We start from the raw sequence: 17,995 nt of genomic DNA, 5'->3' as shown, positions 1-17,995 counted from the left end.
TTGTTACCTTGCAACGTCAGGAGGCGGACCAATAGTGCGGGCGCCACCAGGTCTGGTCAATCATGGGGGCAGGATCACCGGCAAAATCCGCCAGCCCCTCGTCACGGGCACAGAGCGCCACGGCACGGGCCACGGCGCGCGCCACCTCCCCCACCTGCTCGATGGGGGGCAGCAGCCGCCCCTCGGCGAGCGGGTAGGCACCCACTGCCCGCACCGCCGCCTGCAGCATGCCGTCGCTGATGCGGCGCGCCTTGACGGCGCAGGCACCGAGGCCGATGCCGGGGAAGACGTAGACGTTGTTGCACTGGGAGACCCCGCGCATCTCCCCTGCCACCGCCACCGACGGGAAGGGGCTGCCGGTGGCGAGCAGGGCCCGTCCGCCGGTGGCCTGCCACACCTCGGCCGGGGTCGCCTCGGCGCTGCGGGTGGGGTTGGAGAGCGGCAGGATGACGGGGCGCTCGCACGCCTCCCCCATGGCCGTCAGCACCGCCTCGTCGAACAGGCCCCCCTGACCGCTCACCCCGATGAGCACCCCGGGGCGCCGCTGCCTGATGAGCTCGGGCAGGGTCAGCCCTCCCTCCCCGGGTGCGCGGGCGAAGGGCTGCTGGGCCGGGGTGAGGCTGGCGCGATCCCGGCACACCAGGCCGTCCTGATCGAACAGCCAGATCTGCTCGGGACTGCCCGCCAGCTGGGCCAGCATGGCGGCGATGCCGCAGCCCGCCGAGCCCGCGCCGACGATGAGCACAGGGGTGTCGGCCAGCCGGCTGCCCGCCTGCTGCAAGCCTGCCAGCACGCAGGCCGAGGCCACCGCCGCCGTGCCCTGAATGTCGTCGTTGAACATGCAGAGCTCGTCCCGGTAGCGGGCCAGCAGGTTCGCGGCGTGCTTGCCGGCGAAGTCCTCGAACTGCAGCACTACCCCGGGCCAGCGCTTGCGAATGGCCGCCACCACCTTGTCCATGAAGAGGTAGTAGGCCTCCCCGTCGACCCGCGGCGCCTGCCAGCCGAGGTAGGAGTCGTCCTCCAGCAGCTCCGGGTTGTTGGTGCCCACGTCCACGCACAGGGGCAGGGTGCGCGCCGGGTTGATGCCGCCGGCGGCGCTGTAGAGCGCCAGCTTGCCGATGCAGATCCCCATGCCGCCGATGCCGAGATCCCCGAGCCCCAGCACCCGCTCGCCATCGGAGATGACAATGACGTCCACCTCCTGCTCCACGCTGGTGAAGATATCGTCCAGATCGTCCCTGTCGTGCCAGGAGAGGTAGAGGCCGTGGCTGCGCAGGTAGAGATCGCTGTGGCGCTGGCACGCCTCCCCCACCACTGGGGTGTAGATGATGGGCAGGAGCTCGGGCAGGTGGTGGCGCACGAGATCGTAGAAGAGCACCGGGTTGTCCTCCTGCAGCTGGCGCAGCAGCAGGTGCTGATCGAAGGGGCTCTGCATGGCACTGACCAGGCGGTAGATCCGGCGCCGCTGCTGGGAGAGGGACTCCTCCTTGTGGGGCATGCGCCCCATCAGGCCCTGACGCTTGCGCTCGGCATAGGGCAGGCTGGTGCCCATCATGGTGTCGTTCATTGTCTGTTCCTTATGCCAGCAGGGAGATGATGAGGGTCGCCAGGATCAGCATGAAGGCCCCCCCGAGACGGGACGAAATCTGGGCGAACGGCATCAGCGTCATGCGCTGGGCCGCCGACAGCACGGCCACGTCGCCGGTCCCCCCCATGTTGGCCATGCACAGGCCCCCCGTGATGGCCGCCTCGATGGGGTAGAAGCCGATCATCCGGCCCACGATGGCCGCTCCCAGGGCGCCCCCCACCACTGTCGTCAGCACCATGATGAAGTAGTTGACCGAGAAGGCGCCGATGAGCTCGGGAATGCTGGTGTAGGCGACCCCGATGCCCACCAGCAGGGAGGGGGTGAGGTTGCCCACCACGAACTGGTACCAGTCTGCGGCCGCCTGCTCGTAGCGGCGTGGCAGCAGGCCGCTCACCTTGATGATGGCCACCGCCAGGATCATCAGGGCGAAGGGGTGCATGGGGATGAAGTTGCCGAGCAATGAGCCCAGCACGAACATGCTGGAGCTGATGAAGAGGCCGAGCCCCAGGCTCTCAAGGGTCGGCGCCTGCGCCTTCTCCTCGGCCACCCTGTCGGTGCTTTCTTTCACCATCAGCTTGCCGTTGCCGGTCAGGGAGGGGTAGCGGCGGCCGAGGCGCGCCAGCAGGGAGCCCACCAGGATGGCCAGGGTATTGGCGATCACCACGGCGGGCACCATGCGCGACAGCAGATCGGCGCTCGACATCTGCAGCGGCCCGGAGAGGATCTCCACCAGCGGCACGGCGCCGGCCCCCATGCCGCCGCCCATGATGGGCAGGCCGATGAGCAGCACCGCGTTCTTGAAGCCGTAACCCAGGAGCACGCCGACCAGGCCGACGCTCACCAGCGCCAGCACCACGCCCCCCAGGATCACCGGCAGGTAGCGCATGGCGGCATTCTTGAGCAGGGCACCGCTCATGCCGAACACGGAGCCGGTCACCAGGCTCGCGATGAAGAAGTTGAGAAAGCCCCCCTCCTTCATGAAGTTCGTGATCACCTGGCCCGCCTCGGCCGGCATGACGCCATATTCGAACAGGGCAGCGCCGCCGAAAATGGCGAGTATGGTGCCGCCCCCCAAGTATTCACGGATGGGGGTGATACGCTCGCCGAGCTCGGTCAGCAGGGTGCCGAGGACGAACATCAGCGCCAGGGCGCCGACCATGCCCAGCGGCAGGGAGCCGTTCCAGCCCGAGAAGAGGACGCAGGTGGCGAGCCCGAGGAAGATCATCATGGGCATGCCGGCGATCTGTTGGTCACCCCAGGGGGACTTGACCTGTGCGCGTGAGGTAGAGAGGTTTGTCATTGTTATGCTCCAGCATTGTGGTGTGGCGCCACTCTACTGCTCCCCCCGGACACTGTCGGTTAGCGGCCTTACAAAGCCATATAAAAACATTGAAACCTTAAGCACCATTCCCGGCCCCCCGCCCCCAAAAACTGAACGTGACCTGTATCACACTATTTACTTAGCCTGCGAAACAATTATAATGCTTCGCAAGCTAAGTAATTGAGGTGCCCGTCATGGGAAAGGATCTGGAAATGTTGCGAGAGCTCTCCCTCGCCGAACAGTTGGGGCGGCTGCACCGGTTGTGGCGCACCGTGGCCGACCAGGAGCTCGCCCCCCTGGGACTGACTCACCCCCGCTGGACCGCCCTGTGGAAGCTGAGCCGGCTCGGCGGCCACCTCAGCCAGAAGACCCTGGCCGAGGCCCTGGAGATCGAACTCCCCTCCCTGATGCGGACCCTGGGTCAGCTGGAGGAGCAGGGGCTGATCGAGCGCCACTGCTGCAGCCAGGACAAGCGGGCCCGCATCGTCACCCTGACCCCGGCCGGCAAGGCGCTGCTCGACCAGATCGAGGATCGCATCATGGAGATCCGCCGGGAGCTGCTCGTCGGCATCAGCCAGCAGGAGCTGTCCCAGTTTGAAGACATTGTGCACCGCATCTCCACCAATGCCCTCGGCAAGATAGCCGCACATCACGAAGAGAGAGAATGAGATGACCCCGGATCAACAATTCAAACGCTGGATAAAGTGGGCCATCGTCTGCTTCACCCTGGTGTTTGGCTACTTCCTGCTGGCCGACATCAAGATGCCCCTGACGCCCCAGGCCATGGCGACCCGCGTCGTCACCAAGATGGCGCCCCAGGTCAGCGGCAAGGTGACCGAGGTGGCCGTGACCAACAACCAGCACGTCAAGCAGGGGGATCTGCTGTTCGCCCTCGACCCCGTCCCCTTCGAACTCGCGGTCGAGCAGGCCAGGCTCGCCCTGGATCAGGCCCAGCAGCAGAACCGCCAGCTGGACGCCACCCTGACCGCCAATGAGGCGGAGTACAGCTCCCTGCAGACCCAGGCCGACCAGAAGCAGCGGGAAGCGGCGCGTATCGACGCCCTCTACCGCCGCCACATGGTGTCGGAACAGCAGAAGGACGACGCCGACAGCGCCGCCCGCACTGCCCGGGCCAACCTGATCGGCAGCCAGGCTCGCGTGGAGCAGGCCCGTGTCAATCGTGGCCTGCCAGGCGACGACAACCTGCTGCTGCGCCAGGCCCGCAACCGCCTCGCCCAGGCCGAGCTCAACCTCGCCTACAGCCGGGTCCACGCGAGTCAGGATGGCATCATCACCAACCTGCAACTCAAGCCGGGCAGCGTGGCCAACGCGGGTTCCCCCCTGCTGGCCCTGGTCTCCGAGCAGGTGGACGTGATCGCCGATTTTCGCGAGAAGAGCCTGCGTCACATCAGCCCGGGCAGCCAGGCCCTGATCGCCTTCGACGGTGAACCCGGTCGCCTCTACCCGGCCCGCGTCGCCAGCCTGGATGCCGGGGTCAGCGCCGGCCAGTTCGATGCCAACGGCACCCTGGCGGCGCCAGTAGAATCGGATCGCTGGGTGCGCGATGCCCAGCGCCTGCGCCTGCACCTGACCCTGGAGCAGCTGCCCGCTCACTTGCCGGCCGGGGCCCGCGCCACCGTCCAGCTGCTGCCGGAGGGTTCCCTGAGTGCCCTGTTTGCCCGCGGCCAGATCCGCCTGCTCAGCCTGCTGCACTACATCTACTGAGATGACGACCATGAACCTGTGGCACAGACCCCTCACCGCCAATGAACTGCGCCAGTGCCTGCGCATCGCCTTTGGCTGCACCCTGGGGTTTGTGCTGTGCAAGATCTTCGGCTGGAGCAACGGGGTCTTCTTCACCGTCACCCCGGTGCTGCTGCTCGGCATGATCCCCGTGATGAGCGGCCACGCAGCCCGCCAGCTCATCGCCTCTTCCGTGATGTGCGGGCTGGAGGTGGGGCTGCTCGGCGGGTTGTTCGGGGGACACCCCGGGCTCATGCTGCCCATCGTCTTCCTGCTGTTCCTCTACCGTTTCGCCGCCATGTCCCGGGGCAGCCTGTTCCTGTTCGGTGCCAACGGGGTGCTGAGCCTCAGCATCATGCTGCACTTTGCCAGCTACCCCGGGACCGATCTGAACGACCTCATCTTCAGCAACATCTGGGCCAGCGTCCTGTCGGTCCTCATCGCCTACCTGATGACGGCCCTGATCCCGGACGTGGAGGCCAGGCCCCTGCCGACCCCCTCCCCCAAAGCGCCGCACCGGATGCGCCACGAGGCCCTGCTGGGGGCCAGCATCGCCACCCTGTCGTTCCTGGTGTTCCAGATCTTCGATCTGCGCGACTCCATGTCGGCCCAGGCCACCACCCTGCTGCTGCTCTTCCCCATGCACTGGAACGGCGCCCTGGGCTATGCCCGCAAGCGGGCCATGGGCACCCTGCTCGGGGTCAGCTTCGGCCTGGTCGGCCAGCTGGTGCTCTACGACTGGTCAGGGCAACTGCTGCTGGTCACCCCGCTGCTCTGGCTCGGGGCCATGCTGTTCAGCCATGCCCACGTGAAGGAGGCGAGCGGTTCCGGCGTCGGCTTCGGCGCCCTCACCACCCTCGGCATCCTGTTCGGCCAGTACCTGACGCCGGGCAATGATCTGGTGTTCAGCGCCCTCTACCGGGTGAGCAGCATCCTCTTTGCCATCGTCGTCACCCTGCTGGCCTGCTACCTCCTCCATCGCCTGCTCAACCACTTCGAGGCGACCCGCTTCGGCCATTGACCCTTTTCTGCAGCCAAAGGACGGCTCCCTTTCGCCCCGCTTGCCTGCCGGGGCGTTTTTTTTGCCCGCTGCACAGGAAATGACGCGAGCAGCCGCCAGCAGGACGCATCCCGACGCAGGCGGCCCTTGATGAGGTTGCAGTTGATCCTCATCCTGTTAGGCTCAATGCCATATGACACCGATCAAAGGATGCAACATGAAACACGCCAAGCTCTTACTACTGGGAACCGGGGCCCTGACCCTGCTCAGCGGCTGCGATCTGGGTACCGGCAAGCTGGGTGTCACCGGCGGGGATACCGTCACCTACCTGTGCGAACAGAACCAGAAGGTGCAGGTACGCTACTTCTCCCTCTCGGACGAGAGCCTGAACTTCGTCAAGCTCGCCCTGCCCGATGGCAAGGACTACACCCTGCCCCAGGCCGTCTCCGCCTCCGGCGCCCGCTACACCGACGATCACGAGGTGGTCTGGTGGAACAAGGGCAAGGAGGGGTTCGTCGAGATGCGCGATGAGGCCGGGGAGTGGCAGAGCCGCTACAACGACTGCAAGGAGCAGTAAGCCTGGCGCCGCCATGGCGCATTGCAGACACGCAACACCCCGGCCAGGCCGGGGTGTTTGTCATTTCACTTCCACTTCGAATCGTGCCTCAACCCGAGCCGGAATGGCTTGTGGATTCTGATCGGATGCCCGGTAGCGCATCTTCGCCAGCCCGGAGATGGCGATGAGATCCAGCACGCCGGGGGGCTCGGATGCCAGGACTTCAGGGCTGAACAGATTGCCATTGGAATCGATGAGATAGCGGAGCTTCACATACCCCTTGACCGGCCGCTTCTCCGGCAGCCCCCCGACCGGGCGGAAGACGCCTATGTCCCCCACCAGCACCCAGTATCTGGGCAGCTCTTCCCAGGTGACATCCACCGGAGGCTGGTTCAGCTTCACGGTCGGACTCGGGCTGGCACAGCCCCCCAGCAGGCCCAGGCTGGCCCACAGCAACAACACCTTCAAACGCACTCGACACTCCCTCTTCGTTGCACCGTTCGTCTCCTTGAACGGCGTGCCAGTGTCAGATGAAAGGGCTCATACGGGAAGCCCCCATCTGGCGGGCAACAAAAAGGCCAACCCCGGGGTTGGCCTTTTTCAATCGGGCGGATCAGCCGCGCTTGTCGCTCACCACCAGCCAGAGCGCGTGGACCATGCCGGGCAGACCGCCGAGCAGGGTCAGCACTATGTTGATCAAGAAATGCAGGCTGAAGCCCACCTGGATAAAGGCGCAGACCGGGGGCAGAAAAATGGCCAGCAGGATCTTGAGCAGATTGTTCATCGCGCATCTCCTCGTAACGATGTCACAGGAATTGGAATGGGCTAACCATAAACATCCCTGGCCTCAACTGCAAACCTGACAGGGGATGTCTTGCCCCTGTTGCGCCCGCCATGCATCGAGGTGGTGAATGATCTGGTTGCTGCTGCCGCGCCACAGCAGGCCGGGATCCGCCAGTCCCTTCTCGAACTTGCCGTCCACCAGCACGTCCAGCAAGGCCACCAGCTCCCGCTGGGCCGGGCTGAGTTCGCCGAGCAGATAGCCTGTCCAGCACCAGATGTCCTTGCCGGGGCACTCGGCGCGCACCCTCTGCACCAGCGCCAGCACAAAAGGCACGTTGGCGGGGTGGAGCGGATCGCCGCCGGAGAGCGACAGCCCCCGCCGCTTGATGCGGGTGTCGTTGAGATCCGCAATGATGCGATCGCTCATGGCCTGATCGAACAGTTTGCCGCCATCGAGCCGCCAGGTGCTCTGGTTGTAGCAGCCGGGGCACTGGTGTTCGCAACCCGACACGAACAGGGTGGCGCGGGTGCCGGGACCGTTGATCACATCGACCGGATAGTACTGGTGGTAGTGCATCGCTTGTTTCCTGCTTCCCTCATGGAAGGCGCCGGGTGGCTTACCTCCCATGAAAATGGCCCCTGGAGTCAGGGGCCGGTGCTACATCGCCACTGCGTTCACATGTGCTTGACGCGGCGCTTAACCTCTTCCTGCTTGCCCGCGTTGAAGGGGCGCGCATCCGGGCTGCCGAGGTAGCCGCACACCCGACGGGTCACCGACACCTTGGCCGGATCGTGGTTGCCGCAGCGCGGGCAGGTGAACCCCTTGGAGGTGCACTCGAACTCGCCGGTGAAGCCGCAGTCGTAGCACTCGTCGATGGGGGTGTTGGTCCCGTAATAGGGCACCTTGTCATAGCTGTAGTCCCAGACGTTCTCCAGCGCCTCCAGGTTGTGCTGGATGTTGGGGTACTCGCCGTAGCAGATGAAACCGCCGCTGGCGATGGGCGGATAGGGCGCCTCGAAGTCCAGCTTGTCGTAGGGGTTCACCTGCTTCTCCACGTCCAGGTGGAAGCTGTTGGTGTAGTAGCCCTTGTCGGTCACCCCGGCCACCACGCCGAACTCCTTGGCGTCGATGCGGCAGAAGCGGGTGCAGAGGTTCTCGCTCGGGGTGGAGTAGAGGCTGAAGCCGTAGCCGGTCTCCTCCTTCCACTCGTCGGTGGCCGCCTTGAGCCGCGCTATGATGGCGATGGCCTTCTCCCGCAGCACCTCGCTGTCGAACAGATGGGTGTTGGTGCCGAACAGGGCGTTGATGGTCTCGTGCACCCCGATGTAGCCCAGGGAAATGGAGGCGCGGCCGTGCTTGAAGATCTCGCTGATGTTGTCGTCCGCCTTGAGGCGCACGCCGCAGGCCCCCTCCATGTAGAGGATGGGGGCGACCCTGGCCTTGACCCCCTTGAGACGCTCGATGCGGTACATCAGCGCCTGCTTGGCCACCCGCAGGGCAGCATCCAGCTTGTCCCAGAAGTCCGCCTCATCGCGGGATTTCAACGCGATGCGCGGCAGGTTGAGGCTCACTACCCCCAGATTGTTGCGCCCCTCGTGTACCAGCTCGCCGTGTTCCTCGTAGGCACCGAGGAAGGAGCGGCACCCCATGGGGGTCTTGAAGGAGCCGGTGACCTTGACCACCTGGTCGTAGTTGAGGATGTCCGGGTACATCCGCTTGGAGGCGCACTCCAGGGCCAGCCGCTTGATGTCGTAGTTGGGGTCCCCCGGTTTGTGGTTCAGGCCATCCTTGATGGCGAACACCAGTTTCGGGAAGACGGCGGTCTTCCTGTTCTTGCCAAGGCCCGTGATGCGGTTGCCGAGGATGGCGCGCTGGATGAGGCGCGACTCCCAGCTGTCCCCGAGGCCAAAGCCGAAGGTGACGAAGGGGGTCTGGCCGTTGGCGGTGTGCAGGGTATTCACCTCGTATTCCAGGGACTGGAAGGCGTCGTGACACTCCTTCTCGGTGCGGGCCATGGCGTAGGCATCCACGTCCTGGATCCCCCACTCCTCGGCCACCTCCCGGTGCTTGTGCCAGCTGATGGTCACATAGGGCGCCAGCACCTCGTCGATGCGGTTGATGGTGGTGCCGCCATAGATGTGGCTCGCTACCTGGGCGATGATCTGGGCGGTCACCGCGGTGGCGGTGCTGATGGATTTGGGGGTGTCGATCTCCGCGTTGCCCATCTTGAAGCCGTGGGTCAGCATCCCCTGCAGATCGATCAGCATGCAGTTGAACATGGGGAAGAAGGGGGAGTAGTCGAGATCGTGGAAGTGCAGATCGCCGCTCTCGTGGGCCTGCACCACCTCCCGGGGCAGCATGTGGCTGATGGCGTAGTGCTTGGCGACGATGCCCGCCAGCAGATCGCGCTGGGTCGGGATCACCTTGGAATCCTTGTTGGCGTTCTCGTTGAGCAGGGCCGCGTTGGTCTGCTCCACCAGGCCGCGGATCTCCTGGGCCAGGCGGCCACGGGCCTCACGGGCCTGATCCCTGTCGTGCCGGTACTCGATGTAGGCGCGGGCGATGGCCTTGTCGTCGGACGCCATCAGGTGGTTCTCGACCCGGTTCTGGATCTCGTGGATGTCCACCTCGCCGCGCCCTTCCAGCTCCTGGCAGACCGCGTTTGCGATGCCCGCAGCCAGCGCCGGGTTGGCCTGATTGACCGCTTCCGCCGCCCGGCTCACCGCCTCGGCAATCAGCTGGCCATTGAATGGTGCACGACATCCATCGCGTTTGATCACTACCGGTTTCATCGAATATCCCCGCATTAAAGGCCTGGCGGCCACCCTCGGCTCGCCCTATGGAGTCCCCTTCCCCGCACCTGTCCCCGGCGCAAATAAAATCAGCCGGGGCTTGCAACACCTGGGCTGACACTGAGAGGGTGACGACTTATACACAGCTTAACAACACAACATATGGGTGTTTTTTATTGCACAAACCCCTATATGTGGGGGCTATTAGGCACCAAAGCGATACCCTGTTTCTTGATCCAGAACAGGTTTTGGGAGGAGTGGGGCAGTTCACAACCAGCGTCAAAAGGGGCTTTTTGAGCCAACCCCAGACGGGGGGCGGGCTGGCGCCTCCTCCGCCCGGCCAGAAAAAGAATTCCCCCTCCGACAGTAGTTGACCGGGACAGCGCTGCACCAAAATGGACATAATGGGTGACGACTCTCCCTGTCCATCTGGAAGCGACATGACCAACCCTCCCTTGCGGCTGTTGTTACTGCTGCTGTGCACCCTCCCGCTGCGGCTGTGGGCCGCCGAGATCCTGGTGATCAGCAGCTACCACCCCGAATACCTGTGGGACAGAAGCTACAGCGCCAGCCTGGAGGCCCACCTGGGTGGCCACCACCGCTTCGACTACTTCTACATGGACACCAAGCGCCGCTCTCCTGACGACTTCGACCGGATCGCCGAGCAGGCGCTCGCCTACTACCGGCAGAGCAAGCCGGATCTGGTGATCCTCGGCGATGACAACGCCATCAACTACCTGGCCAGAGACATCGCCGCGCTCGGCACCCCGGTGGTGTTTCTCGGCATGAACGAGAATCCGCGCCACAAGGGGCTGGTCGGCCATCCCATGATCACCGGCGTGCTGGAGCGCCCCCTGCTCAAGCGCAACATCAGCGAGATGAGCCAGATGATGGGGGGGATCAAGAAGGCACTGGTGCTGTTCGACTCGAGCAATGTCTCCCTCACCGCCATCGAGGACGAGTTCAGGAGCCAGACCGAGCTGCGCATCGGCCAGACCCTGGTCAACAGCCAGCTGATCGGCAACTACGGCCTGTGGCAGGAGGCCGTGCTCGGCGCCAGGCAGAGTGGCCATGACGCCATCTTCGTCGGCCTCTATCACACCCTCACCGACGATCAGGGCAGGCACGTGGACGAGCAGCAGGTGCTGGCGTGGACCAGCGCCCACAGCCCGGTGCCGCTGTTCTGTTTCTGGGAGTTTACGGTGGGCAAGGGCAAGGCCATCGGCGGCCTGGTGCTGGATGGCCGCGATCAGGGGGCCAAGGCAGCCGAGCTGGTCAATGCCATCCTGGCGGGGGCCCAGCCAAGGACCCTGGCACCGCGCGCCGCCCTGCGCGGCGAATATGTCTTCAGCAAGGGGGAGCTCGCCCGCTGGCAACTCACCCTGCCCGACAAGTGGCGCTACAAGATCCTCTGGCGTGAGTGACGCGCCGCCCCAAACAAAGAACCCGGCCACAAGGCCGGGTTCTTTTCAAGTGCGAGGGGGAGCGCCTCAGCCCTGCAGCGCCTGCTGCAGCTCCTCTTCGGTCCAGATGGTGATGCCGAGCTCCTGGGCCTTGGCGAGTTTGGAGCCCGCCGCCTCGCCGGCCACCAGCACATCCGTCTTGGCCGACACCGATCCCGCCACCTTGGCACCGAGCGCCTGCAGCGCCGCCTTGGCGTCATTGCGCGAGAGCTGGGTGAGGGTGCCGGTCAGCACGAAGGTCTTGCCGGCAAACGGCTGCTCTGCGGCTTCTTTCTTCTCGATGGCCGGCCAGTGGATGCCGGCGGCCAGCAGGGCCTCCAGCACCTCCACGTTGTGGGGCTGACGCAGGAAGTAGTAGACGTGCTTGGCCACCACCTCGCCTACGTCCGCCACTGCCAGCAGCTGCTCCACGGACGCCGCACGCAGGGCATCCAGGGTCAGGAAGTGGTTGGCCAGGTTCAGCGCCGTCGCCTCCCCCACCTCGCGGATGCCGAGGGCAAACAGGAAGCGTGGCAGGGTGGTGCTGCGGGCCGCATCGATGGCCGCAACCAGGTTGAGGGCAGATTTTTGCCCCATCCGCTCGAGGCCGGCCAGCTGGATGGCGTTGAGGCTGAACAGATCCGCCGGGGTCTTCACCAGCCCCTTGTCCACCAGCTGCTCGACGATCTTGTCACCGAGACCGTCCACGTCCATGGCGCGGCGGGCGGCGAAGTGCTTGATCGCCTCCTTGCGCTGCGCCTCGCAGAACAGGCCGCCGGAGCAGCGGGCCACCGCCTCCCCTTCCAGCCGCTCCACCGCGGAGCCACACACCGGGCACTGGGTCGGGAACAGGATTTCCCGGGCATCCGCCGGGCGCTGGGCCTCCACCACGGCCACGATCTGCGGGATCACGTCCCCCGCCCGGCGCACGATCACGGTGTCGCCGACCATGACGCCGAGGCGCGCGATCTCGTCCGCATTGTGCAGGGTGGCGTTGGAGACGGTGACGCCGCCGACGAACACGGGTTTGAGCTTGGCGACCGGGGTCACGGCGCCGGTGCGGCCGACCTGGAACTCGACGTTCTCGAGCAGGGTCATCTCCTCCTCCGCCGGGAACTTGTGGGCGGTGGCCCAGCGCGGGGCGCGGGCCACGAAGCCGAGCTCCCCTTGCAGGGCAATGTCGTCCACCTTGTAGACCACCCCGTCGATCTCGTAGGGGAGCTCGCCACGGCGGGCCAGGATGTCGTCGTGGAAGGCTTGGCAACCGGCGGCGCCCTCTTTCAGCTTCACCTCGGAGCTGAGCGGCAGGCCCCAGGCCTTGAGCTGCATCAGGCGACCGTAGTGGGAATCCCCTAGGGCGTCGCCCCCAACTCCGACGCCGTAGGCATAAAAACTCAAACGGCGGTTGGCTGTAATTCGAGAGTCCAATTGCCTCAGACTCCCTGCAGCAGCATTACGTGGATTGACAAAAACTTTCTCACCTGACGCTGATGCTCGTTCGTTCAGATCAACAAAATCCTTCTTTCTCATGAAGGCTTCGCCACGAACCTCCAAACGTACAGGCCAATCCTTACCCTGAAGAGCCAGGGGGACAGATCTAATAGTTCGAACATTGTCAGTAATATTCTCCCCAACTCGGCCATCACCACGAGTTGCGGCTTGAACTAATATTCCGTTTTCATACAGCAAGCTAACTGCAAGTCCATCCAGCTTTGGCTCACAACAAAACTTCAAAGTACTAGTCGACTTTAAGCGCCCTTCAATACGATGAACAAAATCATCAAGGTCTTCATTATTAAAGACATTATCCAAACTGAGCATAGGAACTTCATGTGTCACTTGCCGGAACTCAGGCAAAGGTGCACTTCCAACACGTTGACTTGGAGAAGAAGGAGTTCGTAACGAAGGTTGCTGTTTCTCGATATCAAGCAGTTCACGCATCAGACGATCGTATTCGGCGTCCGGTACAGTGGGCTTGTCCAGCACATAGTACTGGTAGCCATAGTCGGTGAGCAGTTCACACAGTTGACGGTGGCGGGAGAGGGTATCGCTCATGGAAGAGTCTCGAAGTGTGATGGAACATTCAGTCTGGGGCACAAATAAAAATGCGGCACCGGGGTACCGCACTTTTCATGGTCAACGCCAGGAGCGCATCAGTCGCGGCTGGCCTCGTAGGCCGCCAGCTCGTGGCGATAGCGGGCGATGTCGTCGTCGCTCAGCGGGCTGCGCGAGGCGTCGGTCAGCATGGCATCGAGATCGCTGGCCAGCTGATCGGCCGCCTGCAACATGTGCTCGAACGCGAAGGCCGCGTTGCTGCGCAGGGGCAGCTGCATGAAGAGCGACACACCCGGGGTGCTGAACTGCTCCATCCGGTACGGGTTGAAGGTGCCCGGCTTGACCATGTTGATCATGGAGAAGAGCACCTCACCCTTGCCGCCGAGATCCTCGTGGCGGTGGAAGATGTCCATCTCGCCAAACTTGAAGCCAAGCGCCAGCAGGGAGGAGAGCAGGGTCGCCCCTTGCAGATCGTGGCCGGGACGCGCCATCAGGTTGATGACGTAAACGTCCTGCCAGATCTTCTCGACCGGGGCGGGAGCAGGCTCAGGCTCGACCGCGCGGATCGGCTCTTCGTAGGCCGGCTCGTCATCGTAGGCGGGCTCTTCATACGCAGGGGCAGGCTGGGCATAGCGGGGCGCCTGCTGCGGCGCAGGAGCGGCCTCGCGAGCACCGAAGGTCGGTGCCTGGGCATAGGCAGGCTCCACCAGCGGCTCTTCATCCAGCGGCTGCATCATGGGTTCGCGCTGAGGACGGGAACGGTGCACCGGCGTGCGGCGGATCACCTGGGCAGGCTTGCGCACCGGGGCGGCAGGCGCCTCTTCGACAGGCTCTGCACTCGGCTCCTCGTACTCGTCCTCTTCTTGATAGACGGGCTGCGGCGCCGGACGTGCGGCGGGTTTGCGCACCACGGGAGGCGGCAGATCGGCGTCGTCATCTTCGTCATCGAAGGCGGGCGCGGGGGCGACACGGCGGGGCTCTGGCTGACGGGCTTCTTCCCCACGCAGCTTGGGCTCGGCACGACGACCACCACTGACCACGCGCACCTGACCGATACCATCGCTGTCAAACGCATCGTTGTCACGTTCCCGCGACTTGGATTCCATCCGACCCAGGGGTTTTTCCTTGATCGGTGCCTGACGATTTTTTCTGTTGCTCCACAACCCGTGAATGAGCAATGCCGCGATGGCAATACCGCCCAGGGCAACCAAGATGTAACGCAATTCCTGCATTAGCTGCTTCTCTTTCTAGTTTTGCTCAGCCAAAGCGACGGCTTCACCGATATCGACCGACACTATGCGCGAAACCCCGGGCTCTTGCATCGTGACGCCAACCAACTGCTCGGCCATCTCCATGGAGACCTTATTATGACTGATGTAAACGAACTGTACTGTGCTCGACATCTCTTTGACAAGAGAACAGAAGCGACCGACGTTCACTTCATCGAGCGGTGCATCCACCTCATCCAGCAGACAAAATGGTGCTGGATTGAGTCTGAAGATGGCAAAAACCAGCGCAAGGGCGGTTAGCGCCTTCTCCCCCCCGGAAAGCAGGGCAATGGTAGCATTCTTCTTGCCCGGAGGTCTTGCCATGATGCTCACTCCGGCCTCCAAAAGATCATCCGAGGTCAGCTCAAGCCAGGCACTGCCTCCCCCAAACACTTTTGGAAACAGGGATTTTAAATCTTCATTGACCTTATCGAAAGTGTCGCGGAAGCGTATTTGTGTTTCTTTATCAATTCTTTTAATGGCTTGGCTCAGGGTGTCGAGGGCCTGCTCCAGATCCTGGCACTGGTTTTCCAGGTAACTCGAGCGGGTTTTCGCCTCTTCGTACTCCTCCAGCGCCGCCAGGTTGATGGCACCAAGCGCCTCCACCTGCGCCTCCAGGGTCTGGATCTCCTGGCGCAGCTTGCCGCGATCGGCGGCAATCAGCACGGCCTGATCGAGATCCACCAGCCTCACCCCCAGCTCCTCGAACTGCTCGTGCAGCCCCTGCCGGCGGGTGAGGTTGCGCTCGCGCTCGAGACGCAGGGTTGCCAGCTTCTCCTGTATCTGCACCAGTTGCTTGTGATCGGCACCTCTGGCCTGCTCCAGCTCCCCTAACTGGCGCTCCAGCTCCGCCAGCCGCTGATGGCAGGCCAATTGCTGCGCTTCCAGATTGCGCTGCTCCGCCAGCAGGGGGGTCAGATCCTGGCCGGGATCGGCCCCCGGCTCCTTGAGCTCGGTCAGTTCCAGCCCGAGGCGCGAGAGCTCCTGCTCCCGCACGGCGATGAGCTGGGACAGATTCTGCTGCTCCAGTTGCAACCGCTGACAGCTGGCCTGTTGCTGCTCCCGGCGCAGGCGGGCCTCTTCCAGCCCCCGCTCCGCTCCGCTCACCTGCTCCTGGGCGAGCAACAGCGCCTCGGCCAGCGCCTCCCCCTGCTCCTGCTGCTCGCTCAGGGTCGCCTCGTCCAGCTCGAGCCTGGCCCTGGCGGCGTCCAGGCGTCCGGCTTCCTCGGCCTGCTCCTTATCCAGCCGGGTCAGCTCCTCTCCCAGCTGGCCGAGGCGCTGCATGCGCGCCTGGCGCTGCCCCTCTTGCAGACTCCAGGCCTCGCGCAGCTGCTGCCACTGCTGCTCCTGCTCCCGCAGGGTACGCTGGGCCAGCTCATGGGCGCCGTGCAGCTGGGCCCGGGTGGCATCCGCCTCCGCCAGTTGCCTGTCCAGCTGAACCTGTGTCTGCCGGCTCGCGGCCTGCTCGGTGTGCAACCGCTCACGCTCGCCGAGCAACGCCAGGGTGCCGAGGGCGCCCCCCTCACCCAGATCCGCCCAGTTCGGGCCGAACCAGTCCCCGGCGGGAGTGAGCAACGACTCACCGGCGGCGAGTTCGGGCAGGCGAGCCAGCGCCTCCTCCCGGCTCTGTGCCAACCAGATGGCATTGAGGAAGGCCGGAATATGCTCGCCACCTAGCCGGGCCGCCAGGGTGCCGGGAACGGCGGGGTGGGCCGGGCCAATCCAGAGCCCGGGCTGCGCCAGATTGCACTCGTCCGCAGGCGTTGCAGTGAGCCAGCGGCCGAGCACCTTGTCGAGGGCCTGGGCCCACTCGGGGGCCACCTGCAGCCGATCCGCCAGGGTAGCGCCCGCCATCTGCTCCCCCAGGATCTGATCCAGGGTGGCGAGGCGGGCCTCCAGCTCCCGCTGCGAGCCCTGCTGGCGACCCAGCTCGGCCTTGAGCCCTTCGTGACGGGCCACGCCGGCCTGCCACGCCGCTTCGGCTTCCTCATGACGGGCGCGGGAGAGCGCAAGCTCCGCCGCCAGCGCATCGAGGGCGGGTTGCAGGCTCTCCTCCCCGCCGAGGGGGCCGGCCTGTTCATCCTCCAGCTTGAGACGGGCCAGCCGGGTCTTGGCCTGCAGCTCTTGCAGACCGTTCACCTCGGTGCGGGTCTGGTTGAGCCGCCCCTGCAGCTGGCCAAGCTGCTGCTGCCACTGTTGCTGACGCTGGCGCGCCTGCTCGAGCCGCTCACCGGCCGCCGCGCGCACGCCCTGCTGGTCGGCGAGTAACTGCTCACACTGTTCGAGCCGCGCCGACTCCACCTCGGCCTTGAGTGCCCCCTCGCTCAGCTGATCCTGCTGGCTCGCCAGCTGGGTCTTAAGTCCCTCGATGCGCTCGTAAAGGGCCTGGCGCCTCGCCTGCCAGTCGCGACCGAGTTCGGTCTGGTGCAACTGCTGCTGCTCGAGACGGGCGATGGCCTGGCCGCCGAGAAATATCTGCTGCTGGCGGCTCGCCTGTTCGGCCTGCGCCTCCTGGCGGGCCACCGAGAGAGTGACGTGGCGCCCTTCGTCCGAGGTGCGCTTGGCATCAAGGGCCGCCAGCGCCTGCTCGGCCTGGGCCAGCTCGCTCTTGGCCTCCCCGAGGCGCGTCTCCAGCGCCCACAGTTCGGAACCAATCAGCTCGGCCCGGGCGGCGCGCGAACGGCTCTTGAGCTGCTTGTAGCGCTCGGCGGTCTCGGCCTGGGCTTTGAGGTGTTCGAGGCGCGACCCCAGTTCGCCGCGGATGTCGCCGAGGCGCTCCAGGTTCTCCTGGGTATGGCGGATGCGCTGTTCGGTCTCCCGGCGCCTTTCCTTGTAGCGGGAGACCCCGGCGGCCTCTTCCATGAACAGCTTGAGATCGGCGGGGCGCGACTCCACCAGCCGGCTGACGGTGCCCTGCTCGATGATGGCGTAGCTGCGCGGCCCGAGGCCGGTGCCGAGGAAGAGGTCGGTCACGTCCTTGCGACGGCACTTCTGGCCATTGATCTGGTAGTGGTTGGAGCCGTCGCGCAGCACTTCGCGGCGCACCGAGATCTCGGTGAAACGGCCGAATTCGCCGGGCACCCGGTTGTGGGGATTGTCGAACACCAGTTCCACCGAGGCGCGGCCGTGTGCGCTGCGGTTGATGGAGCCGTTGAAGATGACGTCCGTCATGTTTTCCCCGCGCAGGTGGCGGGCGGAGCTCTCCCCCAGCACCCAGCGCACGGCGTCGATGACGTTGGATTTGCCGCAGCCATTGGGGCCCACCACGGCGGTCATGTCGGCGTTGAGCTCGATGCGGGTCGGCTCGACAAACGACTTGAAACCGGCGAGTTTGATCAATTTCAGACGCATGGCGGCCTATGTGGGTCACGAAATAAAGAGGAGGCGAGCAGGAGATCTTACCAAATCCAGACCCGGCCTTGCCTGTCATTGCAGGCGGCGTCCCC

At 64.8% G+C, this 17,995-nt stretch carries 14 protein-coding genes; 5 read left to right on the top strand and 9 right to left on the bottom strand.

Annotated elements, in window-relative coordinates:
* Nucleotides 1-16: 16 nt before the first annotated feature.
* Both maeA and J9885_RS03655 read right to left on the bottom strand, forming a co-directional pair.
* Nucleotides 17-1,567, bottom strand: a complete 1,551-nt coding sequence (maeA, locus tag J9885_RS03660) for an oxaloacetate-decarboxylating malate dehydrogenase (protein WP_210548126.1) — start codon at nucleotides 1,565-1,567, stop codon at nucleotides 17-19.
* A 10-nt stretch (nucleotides 1,568-1,577) separates the two neighbouring features.
* Nucleotides 1,578-2,888: a 2-hydroxycarboxylate transporter family protein gene (locus J9885_RS03655; protein ID WP_210548125.1), complete on the bottom strand. Its 1,311-nt coding sequence runs from the start codon at nucleotides 2,886-2,888 to the stop codon at nucleotides 1,578-1,580.
* 215 nt (nucleotides 2,889-3,103) lie between these two features.
* Here J9885_RS03655 and slyA point away from each other — a divergent pair, with 215 nt between their 5' ends.
* From slyA to J9885_RS03635, 4 genes are all read left to right on the top strand, one after another.
* Complete coding sequence (gene slyA / locus J9885_RS03650; RefSeq protein ID WP_134695700.1) at nucleotides 3,104-3,577, top strand: transcriptional regulator SlyA; 474 nt, start codon at nucleotides 3,104-3,106, stop codon at nucleotides 3,575-3,577.
* 1 nt (nucleotide 3,578) lies between these two features.
* A complete protein-coding gene (locus tag J9885_RS03645; protein WP_043758817.1) occupies nucleotides 3,579-4,634 on the top strand; it encodes an HlyD family secretion protein in 1,056 nt (351 codons plus the stop codon).
* Between the two features lie 10 nt (nucleotides 4,635-4,644).
* Complete coding sequence (locus J9885_RS03640) at nucleotides 4,645-5,673, top strand: DUF2955 domain-containing protein (protein ID WP_210548124.1); 1,029 nt, start codon at nucleotides 4,645-4,647, stop codon at nucleotides 5,671-5,673.
* Between the two features lie 196 nt (nucleotides 5,674-5,869).
* Complete coding sequence (locus tag J9885_RS03635) at nucleotides 5,870-6,229, top strand: MliC family protein (RefSeq protein WP_043152336.1); 360 nt, start codon at nucleotides 5,870-5,872, stop codon at nucleotides 6,227-6,229.
* A 60-nt stretch (nucleotides 6,230-6,289) separates the two neighbouring features.
* Here the strand turns inward: J9885_RS03635 and J9885_RS03630 are convergent, their stop codons facing one another.
* The 4 genes from J9885_RS03630 to nrdD form a co-directional block, all read right to left on the bottom strand.
* A complete protein-coding gene (locus J9885_RS03630; protein WP_043758813.1) occupies nucleotides 6,290-6,682 on the bottom strand; it encodes an energy transducer TonB in 393 nt (130 codons plus the stop codon).
* 139 nt (nucleotides 6,683-6,821) lie between these two features.
* The gene (locus J9885_RS03625) at nucleotides 6,822-6,992 is read right to left on the bottom strand and encodes a YqaE/Pmp3 family membrane protein (RefSeq protein WP_005343870.1); all 171 of its coding nucleotides are present in this window, start codon (nucleotides 6,990-6,992) and stop codon (nucleotides 6,822-6,824) included.
* A gap of 63 nt (nucleotides 6,993-7,055) precedes the next feature.
* Nucleotides 7,056-7,568 carry an anaerobic ribonucleoside-triphosphate reductase-activating protein gene (nrdG, locus tag J9885_RS03620; RefSeq protein WP_210548123.1) on the bottom strand — a complete coding sequence of 171 codons (513 nt, stop codon included), beginning with the start codon at nucleotides 7,566-7,568 and terminating at the stop codon, nucleotides 7,056-7,058.
* A gap of 98 nt (nucleotides 7,569-7,666) precedes the next feature.
* Entirely contained in the window at nucleotides 7,667-9,784 is a 2,118-nt protein-coding gene (gene nrdD / locus J9885_RS03615; RefSeq protein WP_210548122.1) for an anaerobic ribonucleoside-triphosphate reductase, read from the bottom strand.
* A gap of 440 nt (nucleotides 9,785-10,224) precedes the next feature.
* On the opposite strand from nrdD, the gene J9885_RS03610 reads away from it, so the two are divergent.
* Nucleotides 10,225-11,208: an ABC transporter substrate binding protein gene (locus tag J9885_RS03610; protein WP_246876788.1), complete on the top strand. Its 984-nt coding sequence runs from the start codon at nucleotides 10,225-10,227 to the stop codon at nucleotides 11,206-11,208.
* Nucleotides 11,209-11,274: 66 nt separating this feature from the next.
* Here the strand turns inward: J9885_RS03610 and ligA are convergent, their stop codons facing one another.
* The 3 genes from ligA to J9885_RS03595 all read right to left on the bottom strand — a co-directional run bounded on the left by ligA (nucleotide 11,275) and on the right by J9885_RS03595 (nucleotide 17,900).
* The gene (gene ligA / locus J9885_RS03605) at nucleotides 11,275-13,281 is read right to left on the bottom strand and encodes an NAD-dependent DNA ligase LigA (protein WP_111896664.1); all 2,007 of its coding nucleotides are present in this window, start codon (nucleotides 13,279-13,281) and stop codon (nucleotides 11,275-11,277) included.
* A 98-nt stretch (nucleotides 13,282-13,379) separates the two neighbouring features.
* Nucleotides 13,380-14,513, bottom strand: coding sequence for a cell division protein ZipA (zipA, locus tag J9885_RS03600; protein WP_043758801.1), 1,134 nt, complete (start codon nucleotides 14,511-14,513; stop codon nucleotides 13,380-13,382).
* 15 nt (nucleotides 14,514-14,528) lie between these two features.
* Nucleotides 14,529-17,900, bottom strand: coding sequence for an AAA family ATPase (locus J9885_RS03595; RefSeq protein WP_210548120.1), 3,372 nt, complete (start codon nucleotides 17,898-17,900; stop codon nucleotides 14,529-14,531).
* Nucleotides 17,901-17,995: the final 95 nt, after the last annotated feature.

It is taken from the genome of Aeromonas sp. SrichE-2G, assembly GCF_017939565.1.
GTDB lineage: Bacteria > Pseudomonadota > Gammaproteobacteria > Enterobacterales > Aeromonadaceae > Aeromonas > Aeromonas taiwanensis.
This window is presented reverse-complemented; position numbering and strand designations above follow the sequence as displayed.

Coding starts and splice junctions, on each gene's coding strand:
- J9885_RS03625 (WP_005343870.1), bottom strand. CDS start 6,992: ATGAACAATCTGCTCAAGATCCTGCTGGCCATTTTTCTGCCCCCGGTC.
- nrdD (WP_210548122.1), bottom strand. CDS start 9,784: ATGAAACCGGTAGTGATCAAACGCGATGGATGTCGTGCACCATTCAAT.
- slyA (WP_134695700.1), top strand. CDS start 3,104: ATGGGAAAGGATCTGGAAATGTTGCGAGAGCTCTCCCTCGCCGAACAG.
- J9885_RS03640 (WP_210548124.1), top strand. CDS start 4,645: ATGAACCTGTGGCACAGACCCCTCACCGCCAATGAACTGCGCCAGTGC.
- maeA (WP_210548126.1), bottom strand. CDS start 1,567: ATGAACGACACCATGATGGGCACCAGCCTGCCCTATGCCGAGCGCAAG.
- zipA (WP_043758801.1), bottom strand. CDS start 14,513: ATGCAGGAATTGCGTTACATCTTGGTTGCCCTGGGCGGTATTGCCATC.
- J9885_RS03635 (WP_043152336.1), top strand. CDS start 5,870: ATGAAACACGCCAAGCTCTTACTACTGGGAACCGGGGCCCTGACCCTG.
- J9885_RS03595 (WP_210548120.1), bottom strand. CDS start 17,900: ATGCGTCTGAAATTGATCAAACTCGCCGGTTTCAAGTCGTTTGTCGAG.
- J9885_RS03655 (WP_210548125.1), bottom strand. CDS start 2,888: ATGACAAACCTCTCTACCTCACGCGCACAGGTCAAGTCCCCCTGGGGT.
- J9885_RS03610 (WP_246876788.1), top strand. CDS start 10,225: ATGACCAACCCTCCCTTGCGGCTGTTGTTACTGCTGCTGTGCACCCTC.
- nrdG (WP_210548123.1), bottom strand. CDS start 7,568: ATGCACTACCACCAGTACTATCCGGTCGATGTGATCAACGGTCCCGGC.
- ligA (WP_111896664.1), bottom strand. CDS start 13,281: ATGAGCGATACCCTCTCCCGCCACCGTCAACTGTGTGAACTGCTCACC.
- J9885_RS03645 (WP_043758817.1), top strand. CDS start 3,579: ATGACCCCGGATCAACAATTCAAACGCTGGATAAAGTGGGCCATCGTC.